This window comes from Phenylobacterium sp. GW821-FHT12F10 (assembly GCF_058806695.1).
On record NZ_JBXAPY010000001.1, the window covers coordinates 325,040 to 351,181 of the forward strand.

At 71.0% G+C, this 26,142-nt stretch carries 19 protein-coding genes; 9 read left to right on the forward strand and 10 right to left on the reverse strand.

Annotated features, from left to right (window positions below; all coding sequences use genetic code 11):
- Nucleotides 1-35 precede the first annotated feature (35 nt).
- Entirely contained in the window at nt 36-1,709 is a 1,674-nt protein-coding gene (locus tag AC1RN5_RS01675) for a phosphatidylglycerol lysyltransferase domain-containing protein (RefSeq protein ID WP_493039546.1), read from the forward strand.
- Between the two features lies 1 nt (nt 1,710).
- Here AC1RN5_RS01675 and AC1RN5_RS01680 read toward each other — a convergent pair whose 3' ends face one another.
- Nucleotides 1,711-1,902 (reverse strand): hypothetical protein, encoded by a 192-nt coding sequence (locus AC1RN5_RS01680; protein ID WP_493039547.1) that lies wholly within the window; start codon nt 1,900-1,902, stop codon nt 1,711-1,713.
- 227 nt (nt 1,903-2,129) lie between these two features.
- Here AC1RN5_RS01680 and AC1RN5_RS01685 point away from each other — a divergent pair, with 227 nt between their 5' ends.
- The 4 genes from AC1RN5_RS01685 (at nt 2,130) to AC1RN5_RS01700 (ending at nt 7,413) form a co-directional block, all read left to right on the forward strand.
- Nucleotides 2,130-5,177, forward strand: a complete 3,048-nt coding sequence (locus tag AC1RN5_RS01685) for an SEL1-like repeat protein (protein WP_493039548.1) — start codon at nt 2,130-2,132, stop codon at nt 5,175-5,177.
- Nucleotides 5,178-5,254: 77 nt separating this feature from the next.
- Nucleotides 5,255-6,175 carry a sulfite exporter TauE/SafE family protein gene (locus tag AC1RN5_RS01690; protein ID WP_493039549.1) on the forward strand — a complete coding sequence of 307 codons (921 nt, stop codon included), beginning with the start codon at nt 5,255-5,257 and terminating at the stop codon, nt 6,173-6,175.
- Nucleotides 6,175-6,957, forward strand: coding sequence for a TIGR02186 family protein (locus AC1RN5_RS01695; protein WP_493039550.1), 783 nt, complete (start codon nt 6,175-6,177; stop codon nt 6,955-6,957). Before AC1RN5_RS01690 ends, AC1RN5_RS01695 begins: the two co-directional genes overlap by 1 nt.
- Before the next feature lie 6 nt (nt 6,958-6,963).
- Nucleotides 6,964-7,413 (forward strand): DUF3429 domain-containing protein, encoded by a 450-nt coding sequence (locus AC1RN5_RS01700; protein WP_493039551.1) that lies wholly within the window; start codon nt 6,964-6,966, stop codon nt 7,411-7,413.
- Between the two features lie 4 nt (nt 7,414-7,417).
- Here AC1RN5_RS01700 and pdeM read toward each other — a convergent pair whose 3' ends face one another.
- From pdeM to AC1RN5_RS01735, 7 genes are all read right to left on the reverse strand, one after another.
- On the reverse strand, nt 7,418-8,149 hold the full coding sequence (pdeM, locus tag AC1RN5_RS01705; protein ID WP_493039552.1) for a ligase-associated DNA damage response endonuclease PdeM: 732 nt from the start codon (nt 8,147-8,149) through the stop codon (nt 7,418-7,420).
- Nucleotides 8,146-10,620 (reverse strand): ligase-associated DNA damage response DEXH box helicase, encoded by a 2,475-nt coding sequence (locus AC1RN5_RS01710; protein ID WP_493039553.1) that lies wholly within the window; start codon nt 10,618-10,620, stop codon nt 8,146-8,148. The genes pdeM and AC1RN5_RS01710 overlap by 4 nt, the downstream gene beginning before the upstream one ends.
- A 52-nt stretch (nt 10,621-10,672) precedes the next feature.
- On the reverse strand, nt 10,673-11,443 hold the full coding sequence (locus tag AC1RN5_RS01715; RefSeq protein ID WP_493039554.1) for a DUF3313 family protein: 771 nt from the start codon (nt 11,441-11,443) through the stop codon (nt 10,673-10,675).
- A gap of 94 nt (nt 11,444-11,537) precedes the next feature.
- A complete protein-coding gene (locus tag AC1RN5_RS01720) occupies nt 11,538-12,473 on the reverse strand; it encodes a phytanoyl-CoA dioxygenase family protein (protein ID WP_493039555.1) in 936 nt (311 codons plus the stop codon).
- Nucleotides 12,470-12,745, reverse strand: coding sequence for a hypothetical protein (locus AC1RN5_RS01725; RefSeq protein ID WP_493039556.1), 276 nt, complete (start codon nt 12,743-12,745; stop codon nt 12,470-12,472). The genes AC1RN5_RS01720 and AC1RN5_RS01725 overlap by 4 nt, the downstream gene beginning before the upstream one ends.
- Nucleotides 12,746-12,815: 70 nt before the next feature.
- Nucleotides 12,816-14,942, reverse strand: a complete 2,127-nt coding sequence (locus tag AC1RN5_RS01730) for a calcium-binding protein (protein ID WP_493039557.1) — start codon at nt 14,940-14,942, stop codon at nt 12,816-12,818.
- A 208-nt stretch (nt 14,943-15,150) separates the two neighbouring features.
- On the reverse strand, nt 15,151-16,914 hold the full coding sequence (locus tag AC1RN5_RS01735; RefSeq protein WP_493041463.1) for an ATP-binding protein: 1,764 nt from the start codon (nt 16,912-16,914) through the stop codon (nt 15,151-15,153).
- A 395-nt stretch (nt 16,915-17,309) separates the two neighbouring features.
- Here AC1RN5_RS01735 and AC1RN5_RS01740 point away from each other — a divergent pair, with 395 nt between their 5' ends.
- The 3 genes from AC1RN5_RS01740 (at nt 17,310) to AC1RN5_RS01750 (ending at nt 23,019) form a co-directional block, all read left to right on the forward strand.
- Nucleotides 17,310-19,763 (forward strand): DUF3857 domain-containing protein, encoded by a 2,454-nt coding sequence (locus AC1RN5_RS01740; RefSeq protein WP_493039558.1) that lies wholly within the window; start codon nt 17,310-17,312, stop codon nt 19,761-19,763.
- An 80-nt stretch (nt 19,764-19,843) separates the two neighbouring features.
- Nucleotides 19,844-22,639 (forward strand): ATP-dependent DNA helicase, encoded by a 2,796-nt coding sequence (locus AC1RN5_RS01745; RefSeq protein WP_493039559.1) that lies wholly within the window; start codon nt 19,844-19,846, stop codon nt 22,637-22,639.
- A complete protein-coding gene (locus AC1RN5_RS01750; protein ID WP_493039560.1) occupies nt 22,636-23,019 on the forward strand; it encodes a RidA family protein in 384 nt (127 codons plus the stop codon). The genes AC1RN5_RS01745 and AC1RN5_RS01750 overlap by 4 nt, the downstream gene beginning before the upstream one ends.
- A gap of 7 nt (nt 23,020-23,026) precedes the next feature.
- Here AC1RN5_RS01750 and AC1RN5_RS01755 read toward each other — a convergent pair whose 3' ends face one another.
- On the reverse strand, nt 23,027-23,980 hold the full coding sequence (locus tag AC1RN5_RS01755) for a Coq4 family protein (protein ID WP_493039561.1): 954 nt from the start codon (nt 23,978-23,980) through the stop codon (nt 23,027-23,029).
- Between the two features lie 128 nt (nt 23,981-24,108).
- Between AC1RN5_RS01755 and AC1RN5_RS01760 the strand changes: the two genes are divergently transcribed.
- Complete coding sequence (locus AC1RN5_RS01760; protein ID WP_493039562.1) at nt 24,109-25,704, forward strand: pectate lyase; 1,596 nt, start codon at nt 24,109-24,111, stop codon at nt 25,702-25,704.
- Here AC1RN5_RS01760 and AC1RN5_RS01765 read toward each other — a convergent pair.
- Nucleotides 25,701-26,030 carry an SMR family transporter gene (locus tag AC1RN5_RS01765; RefSeq protein ID WP_421932905.1) on the reverse strand — a complete coding sequence of 110 codons (330 nt, stop codon included), beginning with the start codon at nt 26,028-26,030 and terminating at the stop codon, nt 25,701-25,703. The two genes, AC1RN5_RS01760 and AC1RN5_RS01765, sit on opposite strands and share 4 nt — an antisense overlap.
- Nucleotides 26,031-26,142 lie beyond the last annotated feature (112 nt).

The window sequence follows — 26,142 nt, forward strand, 5'->3', positions numbered from 1 at the left end:
AGGCGGCCGGCCTTTCGCCGCAGCACGGACCGTGAATGAGATTTTGGCGAGAATTGAAGCCGGCGGCCTTCGCGGTCGCCCCCTTCATCGGCGCGGTCCTGACCCTGGCCGCCGGCGTGATGCTGGTGGCGTCGGGCGCGACGCCTTCGGTCCCCGACCGCTTCCTGCGCCTCTATCAGGTCACGCCGGTCTATCTGATCGAGGTCAGCCACTTCCTGTCCAGCATCCTGGGCCTGACCCTGGTGATGCTGGCCTTCGGCCTGCGGGCGCGGCTGGACGCGGCCTGGGCGGCCACCATGGGCGCCCTGTTGCTGGCCGCGCCGCTGTCGCTGCTCAAGGGCTTCGTCTGGGAGGAGACCGCGGCCCTCGTGGCGCTCGCCTTCCTGCTGCTGCCCTTCCGCGGGGCCTTCCCCAGGCTGGCGCGGCTGTCGCGCATGGAGATCACCCCGGGGTGGCTGGCCTCGGCCTTCGCGGTTCTGATGGGGGCGGGGCTGCTGGGCCTCTGGTCCTTCCAGCACGCCGACTACGCCGACCAGCCCTTCTGGCGGATGATGGTGGACGCCGACGCCGCGCGCTCGATCCGCGCCTGGGCCGGGGCGGCCATCGCCCTCTTCGCCTTCGGCCTGTGGCGCATGGTGGCCACCGCGGCCACGCCGCAGGTGGTGGGGGAGGCCGATCCGGACTTCCAGCGCGTGCGCCACATCCTGGCCAATGCCGAGGTCGCCGAGCCGGGCTCCAACCTCGCTCTGCTCGGGGACAAGCGGTTCCTGTTCTCCGCCAGCGGTGAGAGCTTCCTGATGTTCGGGGTCCGGGGCCGCTCCTGGATCGCGCTGGGCGCGCCGGTCGGCCGCCGCGACGAGCAGCTCGAGCTGTTGTGGCGCTTCCGCGAGCTGGCCGACGCCCATGCCGCGAGGCCGGGCATCTACGGCATCGGCGCCGAACACCTGCCCGACGTGGTGGAGCTGGGCTTCTCCATCCAGAAGGTCGGCGAGTCGGCCGCCGTGCCCCTGGAGAGCTTCCAGCTCGAGGGCCGCCGGCGGGGCAACCTGCGACGCGCCTGGCGCAAGGCCGCCGAGGAGGGGGCGACCTTCGAGGTCCTGCCGCCGGAACGGATCAGCGACATCATCCCGGAATTGGCGGCGGTCTCCGACGTCTGGCTGGCCGAGCACGCCGGCGGGGAGAAGGGCTTCTCCATGGGCGGCTTCCACCCCGGCTACGTCTCGGAGTTTCCCGTGGCGGTGGTGCGGTTCCACGGCGCCATCGTGGCCTTCGCCACCCTATGGACCACGGCGGCCAAGAGCTCGTTCTCCATGGACCTCATGCGCTACGGACCCAATGGGCCGAAGAACATCATGGACTACCTGTTCGTGGAGCTCATCGCCTGGGGCCGGGCCCAGGGCTATCAGGCCTTCGAGTTCGGCATGGCCCCCCTGGCGGGGCTGGAGGACCGCCCTCTGGCGCCGGTGATGTCGCGGGTGGGCAAGCTGTTCTTCGAGCGCGGCGAGGAGATCTACAACTTCCAGGGCGTGCGCCGGTACAAGGACAAGTACGACCCCGTCTGGCAGCCCCGCTACATCGCCGCTCCGCGTAAGTGGGCCATTCCCCTGCTGCTGGCCGATGTGGGCCTGCTCTCCTCCGGCGGGGTGGCGGGCCTCGCCAAGCGTCCGAAAAAGGCCGAGGAGCCGGAGGCGCCGCCGCTGGCGGCCTGACCTAGCGTCCCGTCGTCACCCCCAGCAGGTTCACCAGGTGGACCAGCAGGATCAGGGCGGCGGCGGCGGCGGTCACCATGATCAGCCGATGGGGCGCCATGCGCACGCCTTTGAGCGGATTGGGCGGCTGGGCGCCGCGCCAGCCGGCGAAGATCGCGATGGCCAGGGCGGCGGCGATCAATCCAAGGGTCACGGGAAGCGTCATGTGCGACGGCGTAGCGCAGGCGGGCGGCGACCGCAAAGTCGCTTCGCCGCTTGACCGTCGCAACGACGCCATCCCTGGCCCCGCCTGGGTTCGCCGGGCGCGGGGTTCATCCACAGCCAATCGCTCAAGACGCTATATCTAGCGTTAACGTCGCGTTTACACCCCAAGGATCGGTAGCTAGCGTCCGAAGTCGATCCTTTGGAGAACGATTCGGTATGAGCTCGGGGACGCCATGGAGCGTCAAAGGGATCGACCCAAAAGCCCGGGAGGTCGCTAAGGACCTCGCCCGGCGCTCCGGGATGACTCTGGGTGAATGGCTGAACCGGATGATCCTCGAGGACGAGGGTCCCGACGAAGTCACGTCGGAATCCTATTTCACCGAGCTCAGGGGCCAGGACCACGAGCCGCTCCGGCCCGAGGCCTTCCTCACCGAGGCCCCGCGCCCCGAGCCGGTCTATGTCGAGCCGCCCCGCGCCGAGGCGCCCCGGCCCCAGGCGTCGCAGGCCCCCGAACCCGCCAGCCGCTACGAGGCGCCCGAGCACCCGGCCGACGAGATCGGTCGCGTCACCATGGCCCTCGACCGCCTGACCGACCGCATCGAGCATTCCGAGGGCCGGGCCGGCCTGGCGATCAGCGCCGTCGAGCATTCCGTCCGCGAAGCCCTGTCGCGCATCGAGCTGGCAGAGCGCGAGAACATCGCCGTGGCCGCGCGCTTCGAGGGCGCCGTCGACGAGACCAAGACCGAGCAGGCCCGGCTGGCCGAGCGCATCCGCCGGGTCGAGCAGGAGGCCGCCGGCCCCCGCTCCGCCGAGGCCCTGCGCGCCCTGGAGCAGGCGCTCGGCAAGGTCGCCAACCATCTCTACGAGGGCGAGAACCGCACCCGCGAGACCCTGACCGCCCTGCGCGACCGGGTGAACGAGGTCGAGGCCCGCGGCGGCGGCGATCCCACCGCCCTGATCGAGGAGGTGGTCACCCGGGTCGGCGATCGCCTGGCCGACGCCGAGTCGCGCACCGCCGCGGCCATGGAAGGGCTGAAGGACGCCTTCTCCAATCTCGACGGCCGCATCCGGGTCGTGGAGGGCGGCGCCTCGCCGGCCATCGACAAGCGGCTGGAGGAACTGGCCGCCAACCTCACCCGCCGGGTCGACGCCGCCCGCGGCGAGATCGCCCAGAAGCTGCAGGTCTCGGCCGAGGGTCGTTTTGACCGCATGGAGCGCAAGCTGGCGGAGATGAGCGACCATGTCCGCCTGGCCGAGCAGCGCTCGGCCCAGGCCATCGAGAAAATGGGCCGGGAGGTCCTGACCGTGGCCGACAACCTCAATCGCCGGGTCCAGGCGACCGAGCACCGCAGCGCCGACGCCATCGAAACGGTGGGCGGCGAGGTGGCCCGGATCGCCCAGGCCATGGAGACCAAGCTGGGACGCACCGACAGCGTCCATGCCGAGGCGTTGGAACGCCTGGGCGCCGAGATCGGGCGCATCACCGAGAAGCTCTCCGAGCGCATCGCCAACTCCGAGCGCCGCTCGGCCCAGGCCATCGACGACGTCGGCGAACAGGTGGCCCGCGTCACCGAGCGCATGAACCAGCGTAGCGAGCGCGCCTCCGACGACCTGGTGGAGCGCATCCGCCAGAGCGAGGAACGCACCGCCCGTATGCTGGAGGAGGCGCGCGAGAAGATCGACGCGCGCCTGGGCGAGTCCCACCGCCGGCTGTCGGAACAGGTGGCCGCCGCCCCGATCGTGCGTGCGCCGGTGGTTCCGCCCGAGCCCCTGTCGCCCTTTGGCCCCGATCCCTTCCCGAGCTTCGGTCCCGCCGAACCTGCCGCCGATCCCCTGGCGCGCCAGGCCTTCGCTCCGCCGGAAACCGGTCCGGACGCCCCCACGGGCTTCCCCGGCCAACCCTTCCTGGGGGAGGCCGAGCGCCCCGCCTTCGACGCCGAGGACTTCGAGGCCGCCGACGGCTTCGCCCCCATCGGCGAGGAACTGGCCGAGGTCGAGGAGCCGGCCGAGATCTACGAGGAGCCCCTGGGCTCCAACACCGTGCCGGCGCCCGAGCCCGGCCGACCGCTCTCGACCCGGGAAGTGATCGAGCAGGCCCGCGCCGCCGCCCGCGCCTCGGTGCAGAATGACGGCAAGTCGAAGCGGGCCAAGCCCGTGAAGGAAAAGAAGGCCAAGGCCGAGAAGATCGCCAAGGAGCCGGGCACCTCGCTGTTCGCCAGCTTCGGCGCCCGGCCCAAGCGCCGCGCCGGATCCTCCCTGCAGACCGCCCTGATGGTGGTGGGGGGCGCGGCCTGCCTGAGCCTGGCCACCGCCAGCTTCATGCTGATGGACGGCAAGCCCGGCGGCGCCCCGCCCAAGCGGGTGGCCGACGCCCTGGCCTCCCTGAACGGCGGCCGCTCCGAAGAGATCATGGCGCCGGAGGCCGACACGACGCCCTTCGGCGACGGTCCGCGCGTGGCCATCGCGCTCTCGCCCCAGCCCATCGCGCCCGGAACCCCGCCGGCGGCCGACCTCGCCCAGCGCTTCGCCACCGCCGCGGCGGCCGTCGAGGCCAAGCAGCCGGGCGGCCTGGACCAGCTCAAGTCCGTGGCCAATCTCGGCCACGCGCCGGCGCAGTTCTACCTGGCCAAGCTCTACGAGAACGGCACGGGCGGGGTGAAGAAGGACCTCGTCGAGGCCCGCCGCTGGACCGAGCGGGCGGCCGAGGGCGGCGATCCCAAGGCGATGCACAACCTGGGCATCTCCTACATCTCCGGCGCCGGCGGCCCGAAGAACTCCACCACCGCGGCCCAGTGGTTCCGCCGCGCCGCCGACCTTGGCCTGGTGGACAGCCAGTACAATCTGGCCGCCCTCTACGAGCAGGGCCTCGGCGTCAGCCAGAACGCGGCGGAGTCCTACAAGTGGTACCTGATCGCCGCCCGCACCGGCGACGGCGAGGCCCGCTCCAGCGCCCAGCGGGTGGCCTCCGGCCTGACTCCCGACGCTCGCGCCGTGGCCGAGCGCGCCGCGGCGGCCTTCCGCGCCGCCCAGCCCAATCCCTCGGTGGCGCCGACCGCCACGGCCGCCGTCGGCGCGGCCTCGCCCACCGTGATCACCGCCCAGCGCGCCCTCTCGCGGCTCGGCTACTACCAGGGCCCCACCGACGGCAGCGCGTCTGGCGCCCTGAAGCTCGCGGTGGCCGCCTACCAACGCGACCAAGGCATGTCGCCCACCGGCCAGCTCGATCCGACGACGGTTTCCAGGCTTTCCGTCTTCACCCGGTAAGGGCCTAGCCGGACGGCTTCATCTTGAGGCCTGAATCCGGCTCTAATTCTTTAGTCTGGGCGCGATAAGGGGCGACCGTGGACCTCTACCTCCCCATCGCCGAAGTCTCGGTCAATGCGCCGCTCCTGGTGGCGCTGGGCGCGCTGGTGGGCTTCATCTCGGGCCTGTTCGGCATCGGCGGCGGCTTCCTGATGACGCCGGTCCTGGTGCTGATGGGCATTCCGCCGGCCGTGGCCGTGGCCAGCATGGCCAACCACGTGGCGGCCTCCTCCACCTCCAGCGTGATCTCCTACACCCGCAGGCGGGCGGTGGACTTCCGCATGGGCGGCATCCTGGCGGCCGGCGGCGCGGCGGGCTCTATCGTGGGCGTGGAGATCTTCCGCTGGCTGCGCCTGTTGGGCCAGGCCGACCTGGTGGTCTCGCTCTCCTACCTGATCTTCCTTGGCGTCATCGGCGGGCTGATGCTGGTGGAGTCGCTGCAGGCGATCCTACGCCGTCGCGGCGGCCACCCTGCCAAGCCGCGGGGCGACCGCCGGCCCCTCTGGCTCTATGGCCTGCCCCTGAAGATGCGCTTCCCGCGCTCGCGCCTCTATATCAGCGTCATCCCGCCGATCCTGCTGGGGGTCTTCGTGGGCATCCTCTCGGCGATCATGGGGGTGGGGGGCGGCTTCATCCTGGTGCCGGCCATGGTCTACATCCTGCGCATGCCGGCCGGGGTGGTGGTGGGCACCAGCCTGTTCCAGATCATCATCACCACCTCGCTGACTGGGGTGCTGCAGGCCGGACGCAACCAGACCGTCGACATCGTCCTGGCCACCCTGCTGCTGGTGGGGGGCGTCCTGGGCGCCCAGCTCGGCGCCAAGGCCTCCTCGCGGTTCCGGGCCGAGGAGCTTCGCGCCCTGCTGGCCCTGATCGTGCTGCTGGTGGGCCTGCGCATGGGGCTTGGCCTGTTCTTCACCCCCGACGAGCCCTTCGTCCTGATGTCGGGGATGGGATGATGCCGCTCGACATCCCGTCCCCCACGGCGCCCCAGCTCACCGCCTCGCCGGCGGCGGTCTCGGCGGCGCTCACCACCACCCAGGTGCGGGTGACCTCCGGCTTCCACGGCGCCCGCATCGTCCTCTATGGCGCGGTCTTCGACCCCACCACCAAGCCCAGCGACGTCGTGGTGATCGTGCGCGGCCCCGAGCAGGCGATCCGCATCGCGCGCAAGACCAAGGTGGCGGGGGTCTGGGTCAACAGCCGCCCGGTGGTGTTCCGGGGCGCGCCCGGCTTCTACATGACCGCCTCCACCCGACCCCTGGACCAGATCGCCGGCTTCGGGACCCTGCGGCGCCTCGGCGCCGGCATCGACCACCTGGCCATCAACGCCCCCTTCGAGGAGCATATCGAGACCCGCTACGGCGTCCGCGACGTGGTGGTGAGCCGGCTGGGGGGCGACTATCTGGACTGGCGGCGCGCCGTGGTGCGGCTGAAGGAGACGGCGGGCCTGTATGACGCCGACGACCGCGGCGTGACCTTCGTGGACAAGGGCCTGTTCAAGGCCGAGATCGACCTGCCCACCGACGCCCCGATCGGAACCTACCAGGCCGAGATCATCCTGTTCCAGGACGGCCAGCCGGTGTCGCGCAAGGTCCGTCCCCTGACGGTGGAGAAGGCCGGGGTTGAGCGCACCCTTTACCTCTTCGCCCATCGTAGCCCATGGTTATATGGCCTGGTCTCAATGGCCCTGGCGCTCGGCGCGGGCTGGGCCGCCTCGGTCACCTTCCGGAGGAACTGACGCCTGATGGACGCCGAGACCTCCGCGCCCAAGCCCATGTGGGCCATCGCCCTGGTCGGCCTGTCGGCCTTCCCGATCTCGGCGATCATCTACGCCTATGGTCCGGCGAGGTGGTCGGGGCACGCCCTGAACGTCCTGCTGGCCTGGTCGGCCATCATGCTCGGGTTCCTGGGGGGCATTCGCTGGGGGCTGGAGAGCAGCCTGGAGACTCCCCGCTGGCAGAGGCTGGCGGGCTCGATCATCTCGCCCATCGTGGGCTTCGGCCTGCTCGTCGCCCGCGGCGACCTCCCCACCGCCTGGATCATCACCGGCCTGATGGGCGCCTTCATCGTCCAGTGGCTGTTCGACCAGACCGCCCCCGACGTGCCGGCCCGCTATCCGCGGCTGATGACGGTGCTGACCCTGGGGGCCTCGGTGTCCCTGGCCATGGCCCTGGAACAGGCGATGAGGATGTAGGGGATCAATCCCCCACCACCGAGCGCCATCCCACCGCGTGGACCCGGCCCGATCCCAGGGCGCCGCACAGGGGATCGCGGGCGAAGAGGCCGGCGAAGGCCGGGTCACGGATGTTGAGACCGCCCGCATAGGCGCCGAAGGCCGGGACCACCAGCCGCTCGCCGTCGGTGACGAAACAGCGCCGCCGCACCGTGCCGCGCGAGGCGGTGACCTTGGCGCAGGGGTGAAGGTGGCCCGCCACCTCCCCGGGCTGCAGACCGCCCTGGGGCTCGTGCCGCAGCAGCAGGCCGGCGACGGTGAGCTCGTCGGCCACCTCGCCGGGCAGGGCGCGAGGGCCGTCGGCGTCGTGGTTGCCGATCACCCAGATGAGCCGGGTCAGGCCCGCGAGCGTCCGCAGCTGCTCGGCGTCGTCGGCCGCCAGGCGGTCCTCCGAAGCGCGGTCGTGGAAGGTGTCCCCCAGCAGCACCACCGCGGAGGCCTGCGTCGCCGCGATCTCGGCGCTCAGCCGCCGCAGGGTGTCGCGGGTGTCGTAGGGCGGCAGCATCTGGCCGCGCGCGGCGTAGGCGCTGCCCTTCTCCAGGTGCAGGTCGGCCACCACCAGCATGCGTTCGGCCTCGATCCAGAGGGCCCCGCTGGTGCGTAGGGTCACGGCGGCCCCCGAGAGCGTGGTGCGCAGGCCGCCGCAGGGGCTGGGGCCCCAGGCATAGACGTGGCGGGGCTGGGCGAGGGCGCTCACGCCAAGGCCTCGGCGATCAGGTCGCCCTCGGCCTCGGCCAGGATCATTTCGCCGGCTTGGCCTGGGGTCCGTTCCTTGCCGATCTCCAGCAGGATGGGGACTGAGAAGGGCGACAGGTGATCCAGGGCCGCATGGCGGATCTTGCCCTTGATGCGGGCCAGCAACTGCCCGAGGCGCGCCACGTCCACCAGGCCGGTGGCGGCGTCCTCCCGGGCGCAGCGCAGCAGCAGGTGGTCCGGCTGGTGGCGGCGCAGCACGTCGTAGATGAGGTCGGTGGAGAAGGTCACTTGCCGTCCGGACTTCTGCTGCTCGCCTGGGAATCGCCGCTCGATGAGCCCGGAGATGATCGCACAGCCCTTGAAGGCGCGCTTCATCATGAAGCTCTCCGACAACCAGGATTCCAGGTCGTCGCCCAGCATGTCCTCGGCGAACAGTTCGTCGAAATCGAGTCCGTCCAGGGGGTTCAGGGCCCACACCGCCACCGCATAGTCGTTGCAGACGAAGCCCAGGGGGGCGGCGCCGATCCGCTCCAGCCGCCGGGTCAGCAGCATGGCGAGCGTGGTGTGGGCCAGGCGCCCCTCGAAGGGGTAGCAGACGATGAAGTTGCGCTTCCCCCGCGGGAAGGTCTCCAGCAGCAGCTCCTCCTCCTTCACGATCAGCGAGCGGTCCTTCTGGATCTCCAGCCATTCGCGGACGTCACTGGGGAGGACCTTCCAGTGGGTCTCGTCGAACATCAGCTCGCGCACCCGCTTGGCCAGGAAGGTCGACAGCGCGAACTTCGAGCCGCCCCAGGAGGGCATCTTGGGATCCTTGCCCATGGCCGGGCGCACCAGGACGTCGAGGCCCGTCACGGCGACCAGGGACCAGACCTGACCGGCGAAGATGAAGGTGTCGCCGGGCTCCAGCATCTCCACATAGCCCTCCTCCACCTCGCCGATCTTGCGCCCGCCCTGCAGGCGCTTGCCCATGGCGATGCGCACGGCCAGCACCGCCGGCGAGAGGATGGCGCCGACGTTCATCCGGTGGCGCTGGGCGGTGGCCTGGTCGCGCACCCGCCAGCGGCCGTCCTGGCCCTTCACGATCCGGCGGAAGCGGTCATAGGTCTTGAGCGCGTAGCCGCCGGTGGAGACGAAATCGACCACCTGCTCGAAGTCTTCCCAGGCGAGATCGCGATAGGGCCCGGCGGTGACCAGCTCGTCATAGAGCGCCAGCAGGTCGAAGGGCTCGGAGCAGGCGCAGCCCATGACGTGCTGGGCGAGCACGTCCAGCGCGCCGGCGCGGGCCGCGTCCCCGTCGAAGCGGTTCTCGGCGATCGCCTCGCGGGCGGCCTGGCACTCCAGCATCTCGAAGCGGTTGGCGGGCACGAAGAGGGCGCGGCTGGGCTCGTCCAGCCGGTGGTTGGCCCGGCCGATCCGCTGCACCATGCGGCTCGCGCCCTTCGGCGAGGCGAGCTGGATCACCAGGTCGACGTCACCCCAGTCTATCCCCAGGTCCAGGGTCGAGGTGCAGACCACGGCCCGCAGCTCGCCCCGCGCCATGGCCGCCTCCACCTTGCGCCTCTGCTCGGCCGCCAGGCTGCCGTGGTGCAGGGCGATGGGCAGGTCGTCGTCGTTCAGCTTCCAGAGTTCCTGGAAGGCGAACTCGGCCTGGAAGCGCGTGTTGACGAAGACCAGCGCCGTGCGGGCCGACTTGATGGCCTCATAGACCTCCGGCATGGCGTGCTGGGCGGTGTGGCCAGCCCAGGGCACCCGGCCCTCGGCCAACAGCATGTCGACGATCGGCTGGGCGCCGCCGGGGCCGCGGACCAGGTCGACCTGGTTCTCCAGCTCCGGGGCCGCGCAGCCCAGCCAGCGGCGGATCACGTCGGGATCGTCCACCGTCGCCGACAGCCCCACCCGCCGCATCTTCGGCGCGAAGGTCTGCAGGCGGGCCAGGTCCAGCGCCAGCAGGTCGCCGCGCTTGGAGGCGTGGATGGCGTGGATCTCGTCGACGATGACGCAGGCCAGGTCCTCGAAATAGAGGCGCGCGCCCTCCCAGGCGCAGAACAGGGCCAGTTGCTCGGGGGTGGTCAGAAGGATGTCCGGCGGCTTGACCCGCTGGCGCTGCCGGCGCGCCTGGCCGGTGTCGCCGGTGCGGCTCTCGGCGACGATGGGCAGGCCCATCTGGAGGATCGGCGCCATCAGGTTGCGCTCGACGTCCACCGCCAGCGCTTTCAGAGGCGAGATGTAGAGGGTGTGGAGGCCGCGGGGCGTATTGACCGGCGGGCGTTCCGCCAGCTCGATCAGGCTGGGCAGGAAGCCGGCCAGGGTCTTGCCGCCGCCGGTGGGCGCGATCAGCAGGGCGTCGCGGCCGGCGCGGGCCTTGGCGATCATCTCCAGCTGGTGTTCGCGCGCGCTCCAGCCGCGGGCCGCAAACCAGTCCGCGAACCTCGGGGGCAGGAGGGGAGGGGCGGCGCCCGCGTCTTCGGCCATCCCTCGCCCTATAGCATGTTCCCGTTCCGTTTCACGCGCAAAGGCGCCGGGGTCAGGGCTTGGCGGGCGTCTCGGCCTTGGCGCCGCTCATCTGCGGCACGTAGAGGCCGGTGGCGAACTTGGCCGCCATGCCTTCCACCCGCATGCGCGATCCGTACTGGGCGCACGGATCGGGTTTGGCGATCTTGATCGGCTTGCGATCCTTGGCGGTCATGGCCTTGGCGGCGTCGTCGGCGAAGGGCTCGGCGAACTGCAGGGCGTCGCCGATGCGGCTCAGCGAGGGGTTGTCCGTGCCCACGGCCATGCCCTGCCGGGTCCAGGTGATGGCCGCCAGCTGCTTGCCATCCGGAGCGACCATCTCGGCCTCGACGCCGAGGCCGCCCAAGGTGCCCGGCGCGCGGACGCCGATGGGACCGGGAATGAAGAATCCGGCCGCCGCCGAGGCGGCGGAGCTGACCCGACCGGTGGGCCGCACCTGGCTGAGGATGGCGTGGACCTTCGCGTCGGCGGCGGCCTCGGGCGCGGCGATCTCGTAGCGCTCCGAGAGTTCGAAGCAGAGCTGGGCGTCGATCTCCCGCAGCAGGGTCGTGCGCTCGACGGGCGTCATCCAGGCCGCGGTGTTCTCGGCCACGAGGGTGGGGGACAGGGAAACCCGCTGGACCTTCCCCAGTCCAGCCTCGTCCTTGCGGTCCGACACGCTGGCCCGGACCGCGCCCGGCTTCACCGTCAGGCCGTCATAGGTCGACAGTAGGCCCGTCTGTTGGGTTGGCGTGCTGCAGGCGGCGAGGAGCCCGAGGAGGGGCAGGACCAGGATGTGTTTCATTTGAGGGATACGGGGCGCACAGACGGGCGGACGCGCAATGCCGATCATTGCCGCGTCCCCAATGCCCCAGACCGGCGCCCGTTCCCTCGCCGGCTCAGGCCCGGGCGGGGTTTTCCAGGCGGCCCAGCCAATGGTCGGCGTCGAAACCTGGGTCGCCGCTGAGATGGCGCCATAGCTTGATGCGGTTGACGAACTCCAGGCGGCCGGTGTCCTGCTCGAACCAGGGCTCCGGCGTCATCAGGATGGACTCCACAGTCTCCGGTTGGGGGGTCTTCACATAGAAGATCGGCCGCGCGGCGGGTTCGGCGGGCAGGGTCGTCATGTCCCACCGGCGCACCTGAGGTACGCTGGGGTTCATGCGGATCTTGAACATGGTCCGGGTGCGGTCGGCCAGGTTCACTCCGCCGCCGTGCCAGAGGCCGTTGTGCAGGAACAGCAGGGTCCCGGCCTCGCAAACCATGTGCTGCTGGCCGCGGATGTTCTGGTAGCGGCCCAGCGCCACCTCGCTGACCTTGCGCAGGTGGGTGCCGGGGATGAAGCGGGTCCCCCCCATCTCCCGGGTCACCTTGTGTGGATAGTACATGACCTGGAGGTCGAAGCCCTTGGTCGGGTCGATGGTGGAGTCCTGGTGTGTGTGCTGGGAGACGTTTTCGCCCCCGCCGGCCTCGTAATAGGCGGGCGGGAAGGTCACGTGCAGGAAGTGGTGATCGAAGACAGGATCGGGGCCGACCAGGCTCTGGATCGCCCCCTTCACCAAAGGCAGGTCCAGCAGGCGGCGGACCGCCGAGCCCTGCGGATAGGCGCCCGACAGGGAGGTCCCTGGAGCGACCTCCGGGATCTGGGCCCGGGCCAGCAGCTCGCCGAAGGCGCCCAGGACCTTGCGGCCCGGTTCCGGCGCCGCGGCCTCGCCCACCTCGGCCAGGAACTGGCGATTGATCTCCTCGGGGACGGCGGCGTCGAAGCGCAGGAAACCCCGGGCGGCGAAGCGCGCCATCTGCAGGGAGTCCAACAGGACCGATTGCTCGCTCATGCCGCGACCTCCACCAACTGCTCGAAGAAGAACTCGTACTTCAGGTAGGCCAGGTCGAATTCCTCGCCTCGGGCATGGGGCAGAATCTGGGCGGCCTGGAACAGACGCCAACCGTCCCGCAGGGCCTCGACCCCGGTGCGGTAGGGCGGGGTGTCGTTGTCGCCGGCCATGGGCCGGGTCGCGCCTGTGCCGTCATAGACCGCCCAGGCGACCACCGGCGCGTCGAGGGCCGAATTGGCCAAGTAGAGCACCAGCACCTTCTGGCGTGTCATGTTCCCCCCGCGGTCCCCATGCTGTCGACGGGGTTTTCGGGGGGATCATGATCCAGGGCGGGCGTCTCGACTAGATGAAGTCGGACGCGTCCAGGACGCCGGTGAGGCCGTTGAAGCGGATGGCGTTGGTGATCGTGTTCTGGCCGCCTCCGTCGACGAAGGCGTAGGTCCCGTCCTCCAGGCCGCCGGCGGATCCGGTCACGATCCTCACCACGATGTCCCGGGAGCCGCCGCTGATCAGGGCATTCGCCTCGGCCAGGGCCTGGGCGTAGGAGGCCACGCCGGCGGTGGAGAAGTTCGACACCGAGCCGGCGATCCCCAGGGCCAGGGTGTCGTCCGCGCCGGTGGCGGTGAAGCCGGTGATCAGGTCCAGCGATCCCGTCGCCCCGCCTGAGTCGCCGTTGGCGAAGACGAAGCGGTCGGCGCCTCCGGATCCGGCCGCCAGGGTGTCGGCGCCGGCCCCCCCCGTGATGGTGTCGTCGCCGCCGCCGCCCGTCAGGGAGTCGCCGCCCACGCCGCCGCTGATGATCCCGCCGGTGGCGCTGCTGCTGGTGAGGGTGTCGGCCCCGTCGTCCCCGGTGAGGGTGTTGGCGCCGGAGCCCGACAGGGCGACGGAGTCGTTCCCCAGACCGCCAGCGATGCTGTAGCCGCCGTCGGCGATGAGGGTGTCGTGGCCGTCGCCGCCGAGGATCGCGCCGCCGCCGCCGCCGGTGATGCGGTCGGCGCCGCCGCCGCCGTCGAGCAGGTTCACCCCCGCGCCGCCGTCGAGGGTGTCGTCCCCGTCCTCGCCCCGCAGGGTGTCGGCGCCCAGGCCCCCGGCCAGGCTGTCGTTTCCGATTCCGCCGCTGGCGGTGTTGAGGGTTCCGTCGCCCGTGGCGATCACATCGGCGCCGTCGCCGCCTAGCAGGGTGTCGTTTCCAGTCCCGGCCAGCAGGGTGTCGTCGCCGGAGTCGCCCGACAGGCTGTTGTTCCCGTCGCTCCCGTTCAGGGCGTCGGCGCCCTCGCCGCCCACCGCGGTGTCGGCGCCGTCGCCGCCCAGCAGCGAGTCGCTGCCGGCGCCCAGGTCGATCCGGTTGGCCCCGCCGCCGTCATCGACCACGTCGGCGCCGTCGCCGCCATAGATGGTGTCGTCGCCCGATCCCGACCACACCGAGTCGTTGCCCAGGTCGCCGAACAGCAGGTCGTTGCCGTCGGGGCCGCCGGTGTCGCTGTCGAGGGTGTCGGCGCCCTGGCCGCCCAGGACGGTGTCGTCCCCCGAGCCGACCAGCAGGTAGTCGTCGCCCAGGTTGCCATGCACGTAGTTGTCGCCGTCGCCGGCGTCGATGTCGTCCTGCCCCTGGCCGCCCAGCAGGGTGTCATTCCCTGTCCCGGCGTAGATCCCGTCGTCCCCCTGGTTGCCCTGCACGAAGTTCGTCCCGTCGCCGGCGTTCATCAGGTCGTCGCCGGTCCCGCCGAAGATGACGTCGTTCCCGCCCCCCAGATCCACCAGGTCGTCGCCCGAGCCGGCGTCCACCGAGGCGTCGCCGCAGCCGCAGTCGGTGATGAAGTCGTCGCCTGCGCCCCCCACCAGGGTGGCGGACCCCGACCCGGAGACCAGCATGTCGTTGCCCAGGTCACCGAAGATCAGGTCATTGCCGTCCCAGCCGTCGAGGGTGTCGTCGCCCTGGCCCCCCAGCAGGGTGTCGGCCCCGTCGCCCCCCAGGATGTCGTCGTTCCCCAGATTGCCGTGGGCGTAGTTGGCGCCGTCGCCGGTGGTGAGGGTGTCGTCCCCCTGCCCCCCGAGCAGGGTGTCGGAGCCGTCGCCGGCGGTGATGTCGTCGTGGCCCTGGTTGCCCTGGATGAGGTTGGCGCCGTCGCCCCCGTCCAGGATGTCGTCGCCGGCCCCGCCATAGATCGCATCGCCCAGCGGCGAGTTGACCGCCGACAGGTCGGTCCCGGCCGCCCCGCCGATCACCAGGCGGCTGTTGTCGGAGAAAACCGAGCCCAGGTAGTCGGTCGCCACCAGGCTGGGGTCGAGGGAGATGGTGCGGCCATTATAGCTGATGTCGATCCGGGCCGGACTGGCGCCCGCCGCCGCCACGTAGGAAATCGAGACCCGATTGGCGGTGGCGCCGACCGGAAAGAATAGGGAGTCAGCACTGGTGAAGGCCGCCTGCTGAGCTGCCGAGATCGTCTCGAAGTAATAGTTGGAAGGCATGAGTCTTTCCCATCCCGCTGTCTTGTGGGCGCCGGAAATCCACTTGAAACGCGGGCGTCTGTCGGCCCGACGTCTTGTCTTCTCCAACCTGAGGTGGCGGCTTGAGCCTGTATATCGATTTCAACTCACAGGGTTTATGGGCGCGCCGACGCCTCCTGATAGCTGAGACGCCGGAAGGCGCGCTCCGGAGACGCGCGCGGCGCGGGCCTCAGCTCGCCGCGGCGGCGGCTCTCTGGCGGCTGATGGCGTCCAGCAGGGTGTCGGCGTCGACGGGTTTGGCGACCACATCGTCCATGCCGGCGGCGCGGTAGGCCTCGGCTTCGTGGGCCAGCACGCTGGCGGTGACGGCGATGATCGGAGTGCGGGGGCGGTTACGGCCGGTCTCACCGGCGCGGATCGCGCGGGTGGCGTCCAGGCCGTCCATCCGCGGCATGCGGATGTCCATCAGGATCGCGTCCCAGTCGCCGCCTTCCCAGGCCGAGAGGGCTTCCACACCGTCGTGGGCGGTCGCCGAGGCCAGGCCTCCCTCCTCCAGCATGGTCTGCAGGACGAGCCGGTTGGTGGGATTGTCGTCCACCACCAGGATGCGCCCGCTGGCCGCGGGCTCCGGGGCGGGTGCTGGCGCGGCGGCAGGCTGGACCTCGCCGGTCACCGGCATGGGCAGCCGGACCGTGAAGCAGGATCCCTCGCCGAGCGTCGAGGCCAGCGAGATCTCCCCACCCATCAGCACGGCCAGTTCGCGGCAGATGGCCAGGCCCAGGCCCGTGCCGCCGGCCCGCCGCGTGTTGGAGCCGTCGGCCTGGACGAACCGCTCGAAGACCTGGGCCCGGTCGGCCGGCGCGATGCCCGGACCGGTGTCGCGGACCTGGACGACGACGGCGTCGTCGTCGGCGGTGATCGCCACCGCGATCTCCCCGGCCTCGGTGAACTTCAGGGCGTTGGAGATCAGGTTGGACACGATCTGCCGCAGCCGCACCTCGTCGCCCAGCCGATGGCCGGGGGCGGGGTCCGTCAGGGTCAGGTCGAAGGCCAGCCCCTTCTCCTGCGCGAGGACGGCGTACAGGCGCCGGACTCCGTCGGCGAACAGGTCCAGCCGGAACGGGGCCGGACTGATCGCCATGTTCCCGGCCTCGATCTTGGAGATGTCGAGCACGTCGTTGACCACCCCCAGCAGGGCGAGGGCCGAAGCCTGGACGATCGACAGCCGCTCGCGCTGCGCCGCGCTCAACTCACCGCGCTCCATCACCTGGGCCATCCCCAGCACGCCGTTCAGCGGGGTGCGAATCTCGTGGCTGATGGTGGCCAGGAACTCCGACTTGGCGCGGCTGCCGGCCTGGGCCTCCACCGCCAGCACCTTCAGGGCCTCGGTCCGCTCGGCGACCCGCTGCTCCAGGGACTGGTTGATCTGCTCGATCTCGTCGTTGCGCGCCCGAAGCTGGTCGACCAGGTCGAGGTTCTCGCGCCCGAGGGCGATGGAGCGCACCAGCAGGCCGTGATTGTTGCGGTGTCCGGCGATCATCACCCCCCAGAACACCAGGCCCAGGGCGGCCAGGACCGACTGGCCCTCCAGCAGCAGGCGACCACAGGCCGGAACCAGCATCAAGGTCACATAGGCGCGGCCGGTCAGCTTCAGCGGGGCCAGCACCCCGGTGGCGCCGGCCGCCAGGGCCGAGACCACGATCAGGATCACGAACCGGGTCTGGGCGGTCTCCGCCGGGAGTTGGGTCCAGGCCAGCAGGGCCCAGAGCCCGGCGCTGGTGAGCAGGCCCAGGGAATGGGCGATGGCCCAGGGACGCAGCCGCGCGCCGTCGGGCTCGGCTTCGCCGCTGAGCAGCCGCTTGAGGACCTGGTCGACCGCCACCCGCGCGACCGCCACCGAAAGCGTCACCGCCAGCCAGGTCAGGTACCAGTCCCGGGCGTCCTCGCGTCCCACGAAGGGCATGCTGAGCGCGGCGGCGATCTGGACGACCATGGTCGCCACGGCGTTCTTCTGCGCCGCGCGTAGCAGCGGAACCCAGACATCCGATCTCGACGGCCTATCGATCCGGCGCGATGAGCGTGAGGGGGCGTTCAATTTCTACGGTTCCAGATGAGCGTTCGAATCGTGGCCTAGCGCTAACGCGGTAAATAAACATACCGATCCAACTAGAAAATTTCGACCAATACTGTGTCCGACTCCGGGGCGATCAATCTTCGATTAGAGCAACTTGCCGTTGAGATGTAACCAATTTGAGTGCATCTGTCGGCTTTCTAATGTTCGTCTCGCGTTCGGGCGCTGGAGATTCCGGCGCCGGCACGCCGGTTCCGCGCCGTCAGGTTGCAAAGCCAAGCTTGGCGGCTATCGTCGAGCCCTGTCTGGGGGTTTCGATGTTCAAGTGTTTGCTGGGCTGCGCCCTGCTGTTCTGGGCGGGCGCCGCCGCCGCCGCCGAGAAGCTCCAGTTCGGGCCACCGGCCGTTTGGGTCAAGCCCGCAGCCGTCTCGCAATCGGTGGACAGCGAGGGTGAAGCGGCCCCCTTTCGGCGGCTGCTGGTGGATGTGCAGCTGAACTTCGGGCCCGAGGGCAACCAGACCTACACCGGCCTGGCGATGAAGATTCAAACCCCCCAGGGCCTTGGGGCGGCCGGCGTGGCCGTGATCTGGAAGCCGGACACCGAGGTGGTGACCATCCACGCGCTGCGGATCGTCCGGGGATCGCAGGTCATCGACGTGCTGGCCCGCGGCCAGACCTTCACCGTGCTGCGGCGGGAGACCAACCTCGAACGGGCGATGCTGGACGGAATGCTCACCGCGACCCTGCAGCCGGAGGGGCTCCGCGTCGGAGACGTCCTGGAGTTCGCCTACACCAAGAAGACCCTCGATCCTGTCCTGCAGGGGCATTCGGAGATGGTCCTCACCCAGCTCGCGGGCCAGAGAATCGATCGCCTGCGCCTGCGGGCGACCTGGCCGACCACCAAGCCGGTCCGCCTGCGCAAGACCGCCGACTGGACGGTCGGCGCCCTGAGCGACACCCCCGACGGCCAGGTCTTCGACGCTGAGTTCCTGGCCTTCGAGCGGCCGCCGCCGCCTCAGGGCGCGCCCCGGCGCTACGCCTATGGGCCCTCGGTGACCTTCAGCGACTATGCCACCTGGGCCGAGGTCTCCGCCCTGATGGCGCCGCTCTATCGAAAGGCGGCGACCCTCGCCCCGTCCTCGCCCATCCGGGCCGAGGCGGCCCGGATCCGCGCCGCCTACAGCGACCCGAAGGCCCAGGCCGCCGCCGCGCTCCGCCTTGTGCAGGACCGCATCCGTTACCTCTATCTGGGCATGGACCTGGGCGGCTATTTGCCCGCCGACGCCGACGTGACCTGGACGCGGGCCTTCGGCGACTGCAAGGCCAAGACGGCGGTCCTGCTGGCCCTGCTCCAGGAGCTGGACATCGACGCCCAGCCCGCCCTGGTGAGCACCGTCGCGGGCGACGGCATGGACCAGCGCCTACCCAACCTCGAGCTGTTCAACCACATCCTGATCCGGGCCCGCATCGGGGGCCGGACCTACTGGATGGACGGGACGCGGACGGGCGATCGGTCGCTGGACGAACTGGCGGTTCCGGCCTTCGGCTGGGCCCTGCCGGTTCTGGCCTCGGGAGGAACCCTGGAGCCCCTGGTGGTGAAGCCCCTGGACATCCCCTCTACCGAGGGGCTGGTGCGGATCGACGCCACGGCCGGGCTCGGAGCGCCGGCCCTGGTGCATATCGAGGCCAGGCTCCGCGGCGACGGCGCCATCACCATGCGCCAGGCCAGCGCCAGCGTTTCCCGAGCCGATATCGACAAGATCCTGCGCAAGTCCTTCGTCTCCCAGTTCCCCGGAATCGATATCGAGCGGGCCGACCTCACCTTCGACGAGGCCACGGGCGCTGTGGTCATGGCGGCCGACGGGACCCTACGCATGAGCTGGTCGTGGAACGGAGATGTCGGTCTGTTCGAGCACGAGATGGTCTATGGCCGACTGGGGGCCGTCGCCGACTACAAGCGCGATGCGGGGCCGCAGGCCGACGCGCCTTACGCCGTCACCCATCCGGTCTACGAGACCCTGGTGGAGACCATCCTGCTGCCACAGGGCGGCAAGGGTTTCGCCCTGAAGGGCGAGGATGTCGACACGACGATCGCCGGGGTGAACTATCGGCGCAAGGCGCGCCTGGAGAACGGGACGCTCACCTTCGACTCGGCCAGCCGGTCCCTGGCCTCGGAATTCCCCGCCGCCGAGGCTCCGGCCGCCAAGCAGGCGCTCCGTGAACTCTGGGACGGGGTGATGGTGCTGCAGGGGCCGAAGAACTACCGCGAGTCCGACGCCGAGATGGCCATCCGCCTGGCGCGGACGCCGCACACCGTCGATGGCTTCATCGATCGGGCCGAGGCGCGGTTCAGCAAGAAGCAGATCGACGCCGCCCTGGAGGACTATGACACGGCGGTGAAGATGGAGCCGGCCGACGCCTCGGTGCTCAATGGCCGCTGCTTCGCGCTGGGGCGGGCCGGCAAGCGTCTGGAGGAGGCCCTGGCCGACTGCAACACCTCCCTCGACCTGGAGCCGAAGGTGGCCAGCGTGCTGGACAGCCGCGGCTTCGCCTATTTCCGGCTCGGCCGGATGGACAAGGCGATCGCCGACCTGAGCCAGGCCCTCAAGATCGAGCCGGAGCTGGCGCCCTCCCTCTATGTGCGGGGGCTGGCCAAGCAGGAGACGGGCGATCGCAAGGGCGGGCAGCAGGATATCGCCGCGGCCCGCAAGCTCGATCCCGACGTGGTGGCGACCTACGCCGACTATGGGGTGGGGCCCGGCAAGCGCTGAGGCGGGAGAGGGCGCAGGCGGCCGCCGCCCTCTCTGGAATTCACGTTTCGTTCGCGGGTGAATTTCGCTAGGACTGGCGCGTGAACGCGCTCGCCCCGAGTCTCGCCCTGGCCCCCGCCCTCGTCGTCCTGCCCGGTCCCCGCGCCGCGGTGGCCGACGCCGCCGGCGCGCAGGCGCTGCGGGCCCCGGACGCCCGCGACCTCTTCGAACACGGCCCGGTGCTGGTGGCCCATGCCGGCATGACCGCCAAGCGGCTGGGGGTGCATACGCCGCCGCGCTCCCAGGGGCTGTTCGACGCCCTGGAGCTGTTCGCCTTCGTGCGGCCGGCGCGATTCTGCGCTCCGTCGGCGGCGGGCCTGGCTCTGGCTCTGGGCCTGCCCGAGCCCAAGGGCGCCATGGCCCAGGCCCAGGTGCTGCGGGAGGCCTGCCACGCCCTGCTGTCGGAACTGGCCCTGACCCCCGAACCTTCCCGCGAGGAGGCCCTGGCCATCGGCGAGACCCTGGCCCGCGCCGGCTGGGCCTGGGGGACCGCCGTGATCGGCGCCCTGCGCTCGGCCCCCGTGGGCAACGCCTTCCGCGGCTCGGGCCTGGATGTGTGGACCCGCGTTCCCGAGTGGGAGGAGCAGGCGCCGCCCGGCGAGGCCGGCTCGCGCCCCATCGCGCCAGAGGCCGCCGCCCAGCGCCTGGTGGACCTGCTACGGGAGGCGGGCCTGGATGAGGCGCGGCCGATGCAGGCGGAGTTCGCCGCCGAGACCGCCTTCGCCTTCCAGCCCCGCGAGAAGGAGGGCGAGCCGCGCATGATGCTGGCCGAGGCCGGCACTGGGGTCGGCAAGACCTTGGGCTATCTGGCGCCGGCCTCCCTGTGGGCCGAGGCCAATGGTCCGGCCGTGTGGATCTCCACCTATACGCGGGCCCTGCAGCGCCAGATCGAGCGCGAGAGCCACGCCATCTATCCCGACCCCAAGGTCCGGGCGAAGAAGGCCGTGGTTCGCAAGGGGCGGGAGAACTATCTCTGCCTGCTGAACTTCCAGGATCAGGCCAACACCGCCCAGCTCGGCGGGGCCGACCTCATCGGCCTGGCGCTGACCGCCCGGTGGGTGCGCGCCACCCGCGACGGCGACATGACCGGCGGCGACTTCCCCGCCTGGCTGCCGACCCTGTTCGCCATCCCGCCGGTGGGCCAGGCCAGCGCCGCCAACCTGGTGGACCGGCGCGGGGAATGCATCCACGCCGGCTGCGCCCACTACCGCGCCTGTTTCGTGGAGAAGGCGGTTCGCGGCTCGCGCCGCGCCGACATCGTCATCGCCAACCACGCCCTGGTCCTGACCCAGGCGGCCTTCGACGGCGCCCGGGCGGCGCGGGGCTCCAAGGCCGACGGCGAGACCACCCAGCTCAAGCGCATCGTCTTCGACGAGGGCCACCACCTGTTCGACGCCGCCGACGCGGCCTTCGCCGCGGCCCTGTCGGGCGCGGAGTCGGCCGAGCTGCGCCGCTGGATCCGGGGGCCCGAGGGCCGGGGCCGCCGGGGCCGGGGCCTGGAGGCCCGCCTGATGGAGGTGCTGGGGGACCGGGACGACGCCAAGCGCGCCCTGGTGGACGCCACCCGCGCCGCCGCCGCCCTGCCCGGAGAGGGCTGGTCGGGCCGCGTGGCCTCGCCCAATGGCGAGGTCAATCCGATGGGGCCCATCGAGCACTTCGTGGTGGCCATCATCGAGCAGCTCCGGGCGCGGGCCGCGCCGTCCGAAGTGGGCATGGAGTGCGCCGCCCGTCCCGCCCTGGACCTGGTGCGCGAGACCGCGCGGGCCGCCGCCTCGGCCCTGGCCGCCATCGAGGCGCCCCTCCTGGCCCTGGCCCGTCACCTGGAGGACGTGCTGGACGACGAGGCCGCCACCCTGCCGCCCGGCGACCGGGCCCGGATCGAAGGGGCGCTGCGCGGCCTGGACCGTCGCGCCCGCATGACCCTGCCGGCCTGGCGCTCCATGCTGAGGGCCATCGACGAGGATTCCGAGGACGATCCCGACTTCGTCGACTGGTTCGACGCCACCTTCCTCTATGGCCGGGTGGTGGACGCCGCCTGCCGCCGCCACTGGGTCGATCCCACCGAGCCGCTGACCAATACCGTCATCGCCCCGGCCCACGGGGTGCTGGTGACGAGCGCCACCCTGGCCGACTCCAGCCTGGCCGATCCCTTCGCCCTGGCCGAGATGCGCACCGGCGCCGCGCGCCTGCCCGACCGGCCCAAGACCCTGCGCCTGGCCTCGCCCTTCGACTACGAGACCAACGCCCGGGCCTTCGTGGTGACCGACGTCGGCCGCGACGACCCGCGCCAGGTGGCCGCCGCCATGCGCGAACTGTTCCTGGCCGCCGGGGGCGGGGGCGTGGGTCTGTTCACCGCCATCCGCCGCCTGCGTGCGGTGCACGAGCGGATCGCTGCGCCGCTCTCCGACCAGGGCCTGGCCCTCTACGCCCAGCACGTCGATCCCCTGGAGGTCGGCGCCCTGGTGGACATCTTCCGGGCGGAGCACGACAGCTGCCTGCTGGGCACCGACGCGGTCCGCGACGGGGTGGACGTGCCGGGCCGCTCCCTGCGGCTGCTGGTCTTCGACCGGGTGCCCTGGCCGCGCCCCGACATTTTGCATAAGGCCCGCCGGGTCCGGTTCGGCGGCAAGGCCTATGACGACAGCGTGGCGCGCAACCGCATCAGCCAGGCCTTCGGCCGCCTGATCCGCCGGGCCGACGACAAGGGGGTCTTCGTCATGCTGGACGCCGCGGCCCCGACCCGCCTGTTCTCCGGCCTGCCGGAGGGGGTGAAGATCGAGCGCGTCGGCCTGGTGGAGGCCATCGAGGCCACGACGGAATTCCTGGGGACCCCATGAGGCGACAGGTCAGTTCGGGATCGCCCCTGGAGCCGGAGATCGGCTTTTCCCGGGCGGTGCGGGTGGGGAATGTCATCGCCGTGGCCGGCACGGCGCCGATCTCTGCGGCCGGCGGAACCCACGGGGTCGGCGACGTCTATGAACAGACCCGGCGCTGCCTGGAGATCATCGTCGCGGCCCTGGAGGGCGCCGGGGCGGGACCGCAGCATGTGATCCGCACTCGGGTCATGCTCACCGACATCACCACCTGGCGCGAGGCCGCCCGGGCCCATGGCGAAGTGTTCGGCGCGGCCCGGCCCGCCTGCACCTTCGTCCAGGTGTCCGGCTTCATCGATCCCGACTGGCTGGTGGAGCTGGAGGCGGACGCGGTGGTCGACTAGCGCAGGTCTAGGCCGCCCGCAGCTGCTCGAACAGGTCGGCGGGGTAGGGGGAGGCGTAGAGGGTGACGCCCGTGGCCGCGCGGATCGCCTCGGACGGCTGGTCCCACAGCGCTTCCCAGTCCAGGCCGATCAGGGGCGGGCACTGGCGGCCGTGGGTCCAGGCGGTCAGGATCACGTCCAGGAACAGGGGCAGGGTCTCGGGCTGGTTCAGGGCCATCTTGCTGGTGACCACCGCCAGGAACATCGCCGAATAGTGGTGGCCGAACTGGGCCATCTGGAAGGCGGAGATCGCCACCTCGTGCAGGATGGTGGTCTGGTAGCCGGCCAGGATGTGCCACAGGTCGTGGCACTGCAGGATGCGGGCGTTGAGATAGTCCAGCGGCGCCGGCAGGTCGGCCAGGCCCAGGGCCTCGCGGTCCAGAACCTCCAGGTCAAAGCCGTTGTCGACGATCAGGTCGTGGAACTCCGCCCCCAGCGAGCCCTTCGGGCAGCGGGTCAGGGCCTCCAGGGAGAACTTGGACGGATAGCCGGCGGCGGCGGCCTCCTTGACCCCGGGATAGAGCCGGGCGGTCTCGGCGACCCGGGTCCGGAAGGGGGGCGTCATCAGGCCGGCCAGGGCCGCGGTGCGTTCGGTGATGTCCCCGGCCGAACGCCCGGCCTCGGGATCGTCGACCAGGTCCCAGAAGGGGCCCCAGAACGTGGGGTCGATCGCGGCGGGTCTCCCATGGGCCTCGATCATCGGCCCGCGCGGGGCGACGCCGAGCCAGCCCTCGGTGGCGCCGTCATAGATCACCGCCAGCCGCTCGGGGGCGGCGACGGCGGCGTGGACGAAGAGGGCGGCCAGCTCGCCGTGGCCCGCGCCGCCACCGCGGAGGGCCGCGGCCAGGCGACGAGCGTCGTCCCCGTCACCGCCCTGGGCGACCTGGGCTTCAAAGCGCGCGCGCGCCGGCTGATCGGCCATGTGTTCTTCCCGGTGACGTCTCTGGGAACCAGCCTATCATTCCGGCGGGAAAATCAAGGCCGGCGTCGGAGCTTGCGCGGACTGACACCGGTGTCATCATGGGCGCGATATCGCCAGGGAGGCTCCAGATGCACGCGACCCGCCGGGTCATCCTCGCCGCCCTCGCCGGCGCCTTCGCCCGCCCCGGGGCCGCCGCGGCGGAGGCCGGCCGCGCCGAGATCCTGACGGCCATGAGGCGGGCCACCGCCTTCATGACCGACAAGGCCGCGGTCCATGGGGGCTATGTCTGGTCCTACCTGCCGGACTTCTCCCGGCGCTGGGGGGAGCTGGAGGCCAGCCCCACCCAGGTCTGGGTGCAGCCGCCGGGGACCGGGACGGTGGGCCACCTGTTCCTCGACGCCTATCACGCCACGGGGGACGAGACCTATTACCGGGCCGCCACCCAGGCCGCCGAGTGCCTGATGGCCGGCCAGCTGCCCACCGGCGGCTGGAACTATCTGATCGACTTCGGCGGCGAGGCGGCCAAGGCGAAATGGTACGAGACCATCGGCGCCAACGCCTGGCGGATGGAGGAATTCCAGCATGACTGGGGCAACGCCACCTTCGATGACGCCGGCTCGTCCGAGGCCATGCAGCTTCTGCTGCGGATGTACCTCGAAAAGCGGGAGGCGAAGTTCAAGCCGGCCCTGGACCGGGCGCTGGAGTTCGTTCTGAACAGCCAATACCCCAACGGCGGCTGGCCGCAGCGCTGGCCCGCGGGCCGGCCCTTCACCAAGCACGGCGCCGACTATACCGGCTACATCACCTTCAACGACGATGTGGCCGGCGAGAACATCAAGTTCCTGGTCATGGTGGCCCAGACCCTGGGCGACCCGCGCGTGGGCCCGGCCATCCGCCGCGCCATGGACGTCTTCGTCATCACCCAGCAACCCGCGCCCCAGGCCGGCTGGGGGCTGCAGCATAGGGTGGACGACTTGAAGCCGGCGGCGGCCCGCAGCTACGAGCCCCGGGCGCTCGCCACCCACACCACGGCGGCCAACGCCGCCCAGCTGATGAACTTCTACGAACTCACCGGCGATCCGAATTACCTGGCCCGCGTCCCCGAGGCCCTGGACTGGCTGGCCAGGGTCGCCCTGGCTCAGCCGAGAAACGGCAAGACCCATCCGACCTTCATCGAGATCGGGACCGACCGGCCGCTCTACGTCCACCGCCGCGGGTCCAATGTGGTCAACGGCCAGTACTATGTGGACTACAGTCCCGAGAAGACCCTGGCCCATTACGGCGCCTTTCGGACCGTGCCGCTGGAGGCTCTGCGCGCCCGCTATGCGGCTTTGCAGGCCACGCCGCCGGACAAGGTGGCCCAGGGCTCGCCCCTGAGCCACAAGGGACCCCTGCCGCGCTTCTTCGCCAACCAGGACTTCTCCACCTCCGACCTGAACGGCGGCGGGTCGCTCGCGCCCCTGAAGGCCAGCCCAGAGGCCGCCGCCAGGCTGGTGTCGGAGCTGAACGCCGAGGGCTGGTGGCCGACCCCGCTGGTGGCCACCAGCCATCCCTATTCGGGGCCCGGTCCCGCCACCCCGACCCCGGGGGACTATTCCCAGACCCATGTGGGGGACGCCTGGGACACCTCGCCCTATCCGACCGAGGCCCCGGTGACGGGGATCTCGACCTCGGCCTTCATCAAGAATATGGGGGTGCTGATCAGCGTGGTGGACGGCGGCTAGACCACGGCCTTGGAGTAGAGGTTGATCACCAGCACCCCGGCCAGGATCATCCCCATGCCCAGCACGGCGGGCAGGTCGAGCTTCTGCTTGAACAACAGCCAGGCCAGCAGGGTGATCAGCACGATGCCGATCCCCGACCAGATGGCGTAGCCGATCCCCACCGGCACGGTGCGCATGGAGTGGGACAGGCAGAAGAACGCCACGCCGTAGCCCGTCACGGTGATGAGGGAGGGGATCAGGCGCGAAAAACCGTCCGACGCCTTCAGGGCGGTGGTGGCGATCACCTCGGCGAGGATGGCGATGCCGAGCCAAGCGTAACCGTTCAAGGGCGTCATCCTTCAAGAGTCCGTGCGAATCGGCGCGACCCCACCCTAGCGCTTGCCTCGCGCCGCGCGCGGGTGAAGCATGGGCTCCGCGGCGGTCACGCCCGTTGGAGGC

Coding starts and splice junctions, on each gene's coding strand:
- AC1RN5_RS01755 (WP_493039561.1), bottom strand. CDS start 23,980: ATGGCCGATCAGCCGGCGCGCGCGCGCTTTGAAGCCCAGGTCGCCCAG.
- AC1RN5_RS01695 (WP_493039550.1), top strand. CDS start 6,175: ATGCCGCTCGACATCCCGTCCCCCACGGCGCCCCAGCTCACCGCCTCG.
- AC1RN5_RS01710 (WP_493039553.1), bottom strand. CDS start 10,620: ATGGCCGAAGACGCGGGCGCCGCCCCTCCCCTCCTGCCCCCGAGGTTC.
- AC1RN5_RS01725 (WP_493039556.1), bottom strand. CDS start 12,745: ATGACACGCCAGAAGGTGCTGGTGCTCTACTTGGCCAATTCGGCCCTC.
- AC1RN5_RS01700 (WP_493039551.1), top strand. CDS start 6,964: ATGGACGCCGAGACCTCCGCGCCCAAGCCCATGTGGGCCATCGCCCTG.
- AC1RN5_RS01750 (WP_493039560.1), top strand. CDS start 22,636: ATGAGGCGACAGGTCAGTTCGGGATCGCCCCTGGAGCCGGAGATCGGC.
- AC1RN5_RS01760 (WP_493039562.1), top strand. CDS start 24,109: ATGCACGCGACCCGCCGGGTCATCCTCGCCGCCCTCGCCGGCGCCTTC.
- AC1RN5_RS01685 (WP_493039548.1), top strand. CDS start 2,130: ATGAGCTCGGGGACGCCATGGAGCGTCAAAGGGATCGACCCAAAAGCC.
- AC1RN5_RS01730 (WP_493039557.1), bottom strand. CDS start 14,942: ATGCCTTCCAACTATTACTTCGAGACGATCTCGGCAGCTCAGCAGGCG.
- AC1RN5_RS01715 (WP_493039554.1), bottom strand. CDS start 11,443: ATGAAACACATCCTGGTCCTGCCCCTCCTCGGGCTCCTCGCCGCCTGC.
- AC1RN5_RS01720 (WP_493039555.1), bottom strand. CDS start 12,473: ATGAGCGAGCAATCGGTCCTGTTGGACTCCCTGCAGATGGCGCGCTTC.
- AC1RN5_RS01740 (WP_493039558.1), top strand. CDS start 17,310: ATGTTCAAGTGTTTGCTGGGCTGCGCCCTGCTGTTCTGGGCGGGCGCC.
- AC1RN5_RS01735 (WP_493041463.1), bottom strand. CDS start 16,914: ATGGTCGTCCAGATCGCCGCCGCGCTCAGCATGCCCTTCGTGGGACGC.
- AC1RN5_RS01675 (WP_493039546.1), top strand. CDS start 36: ATGAGATTTTGGCGAGAATTGAAGCCGGCGGCCTTCGCGGTCGCCCCC.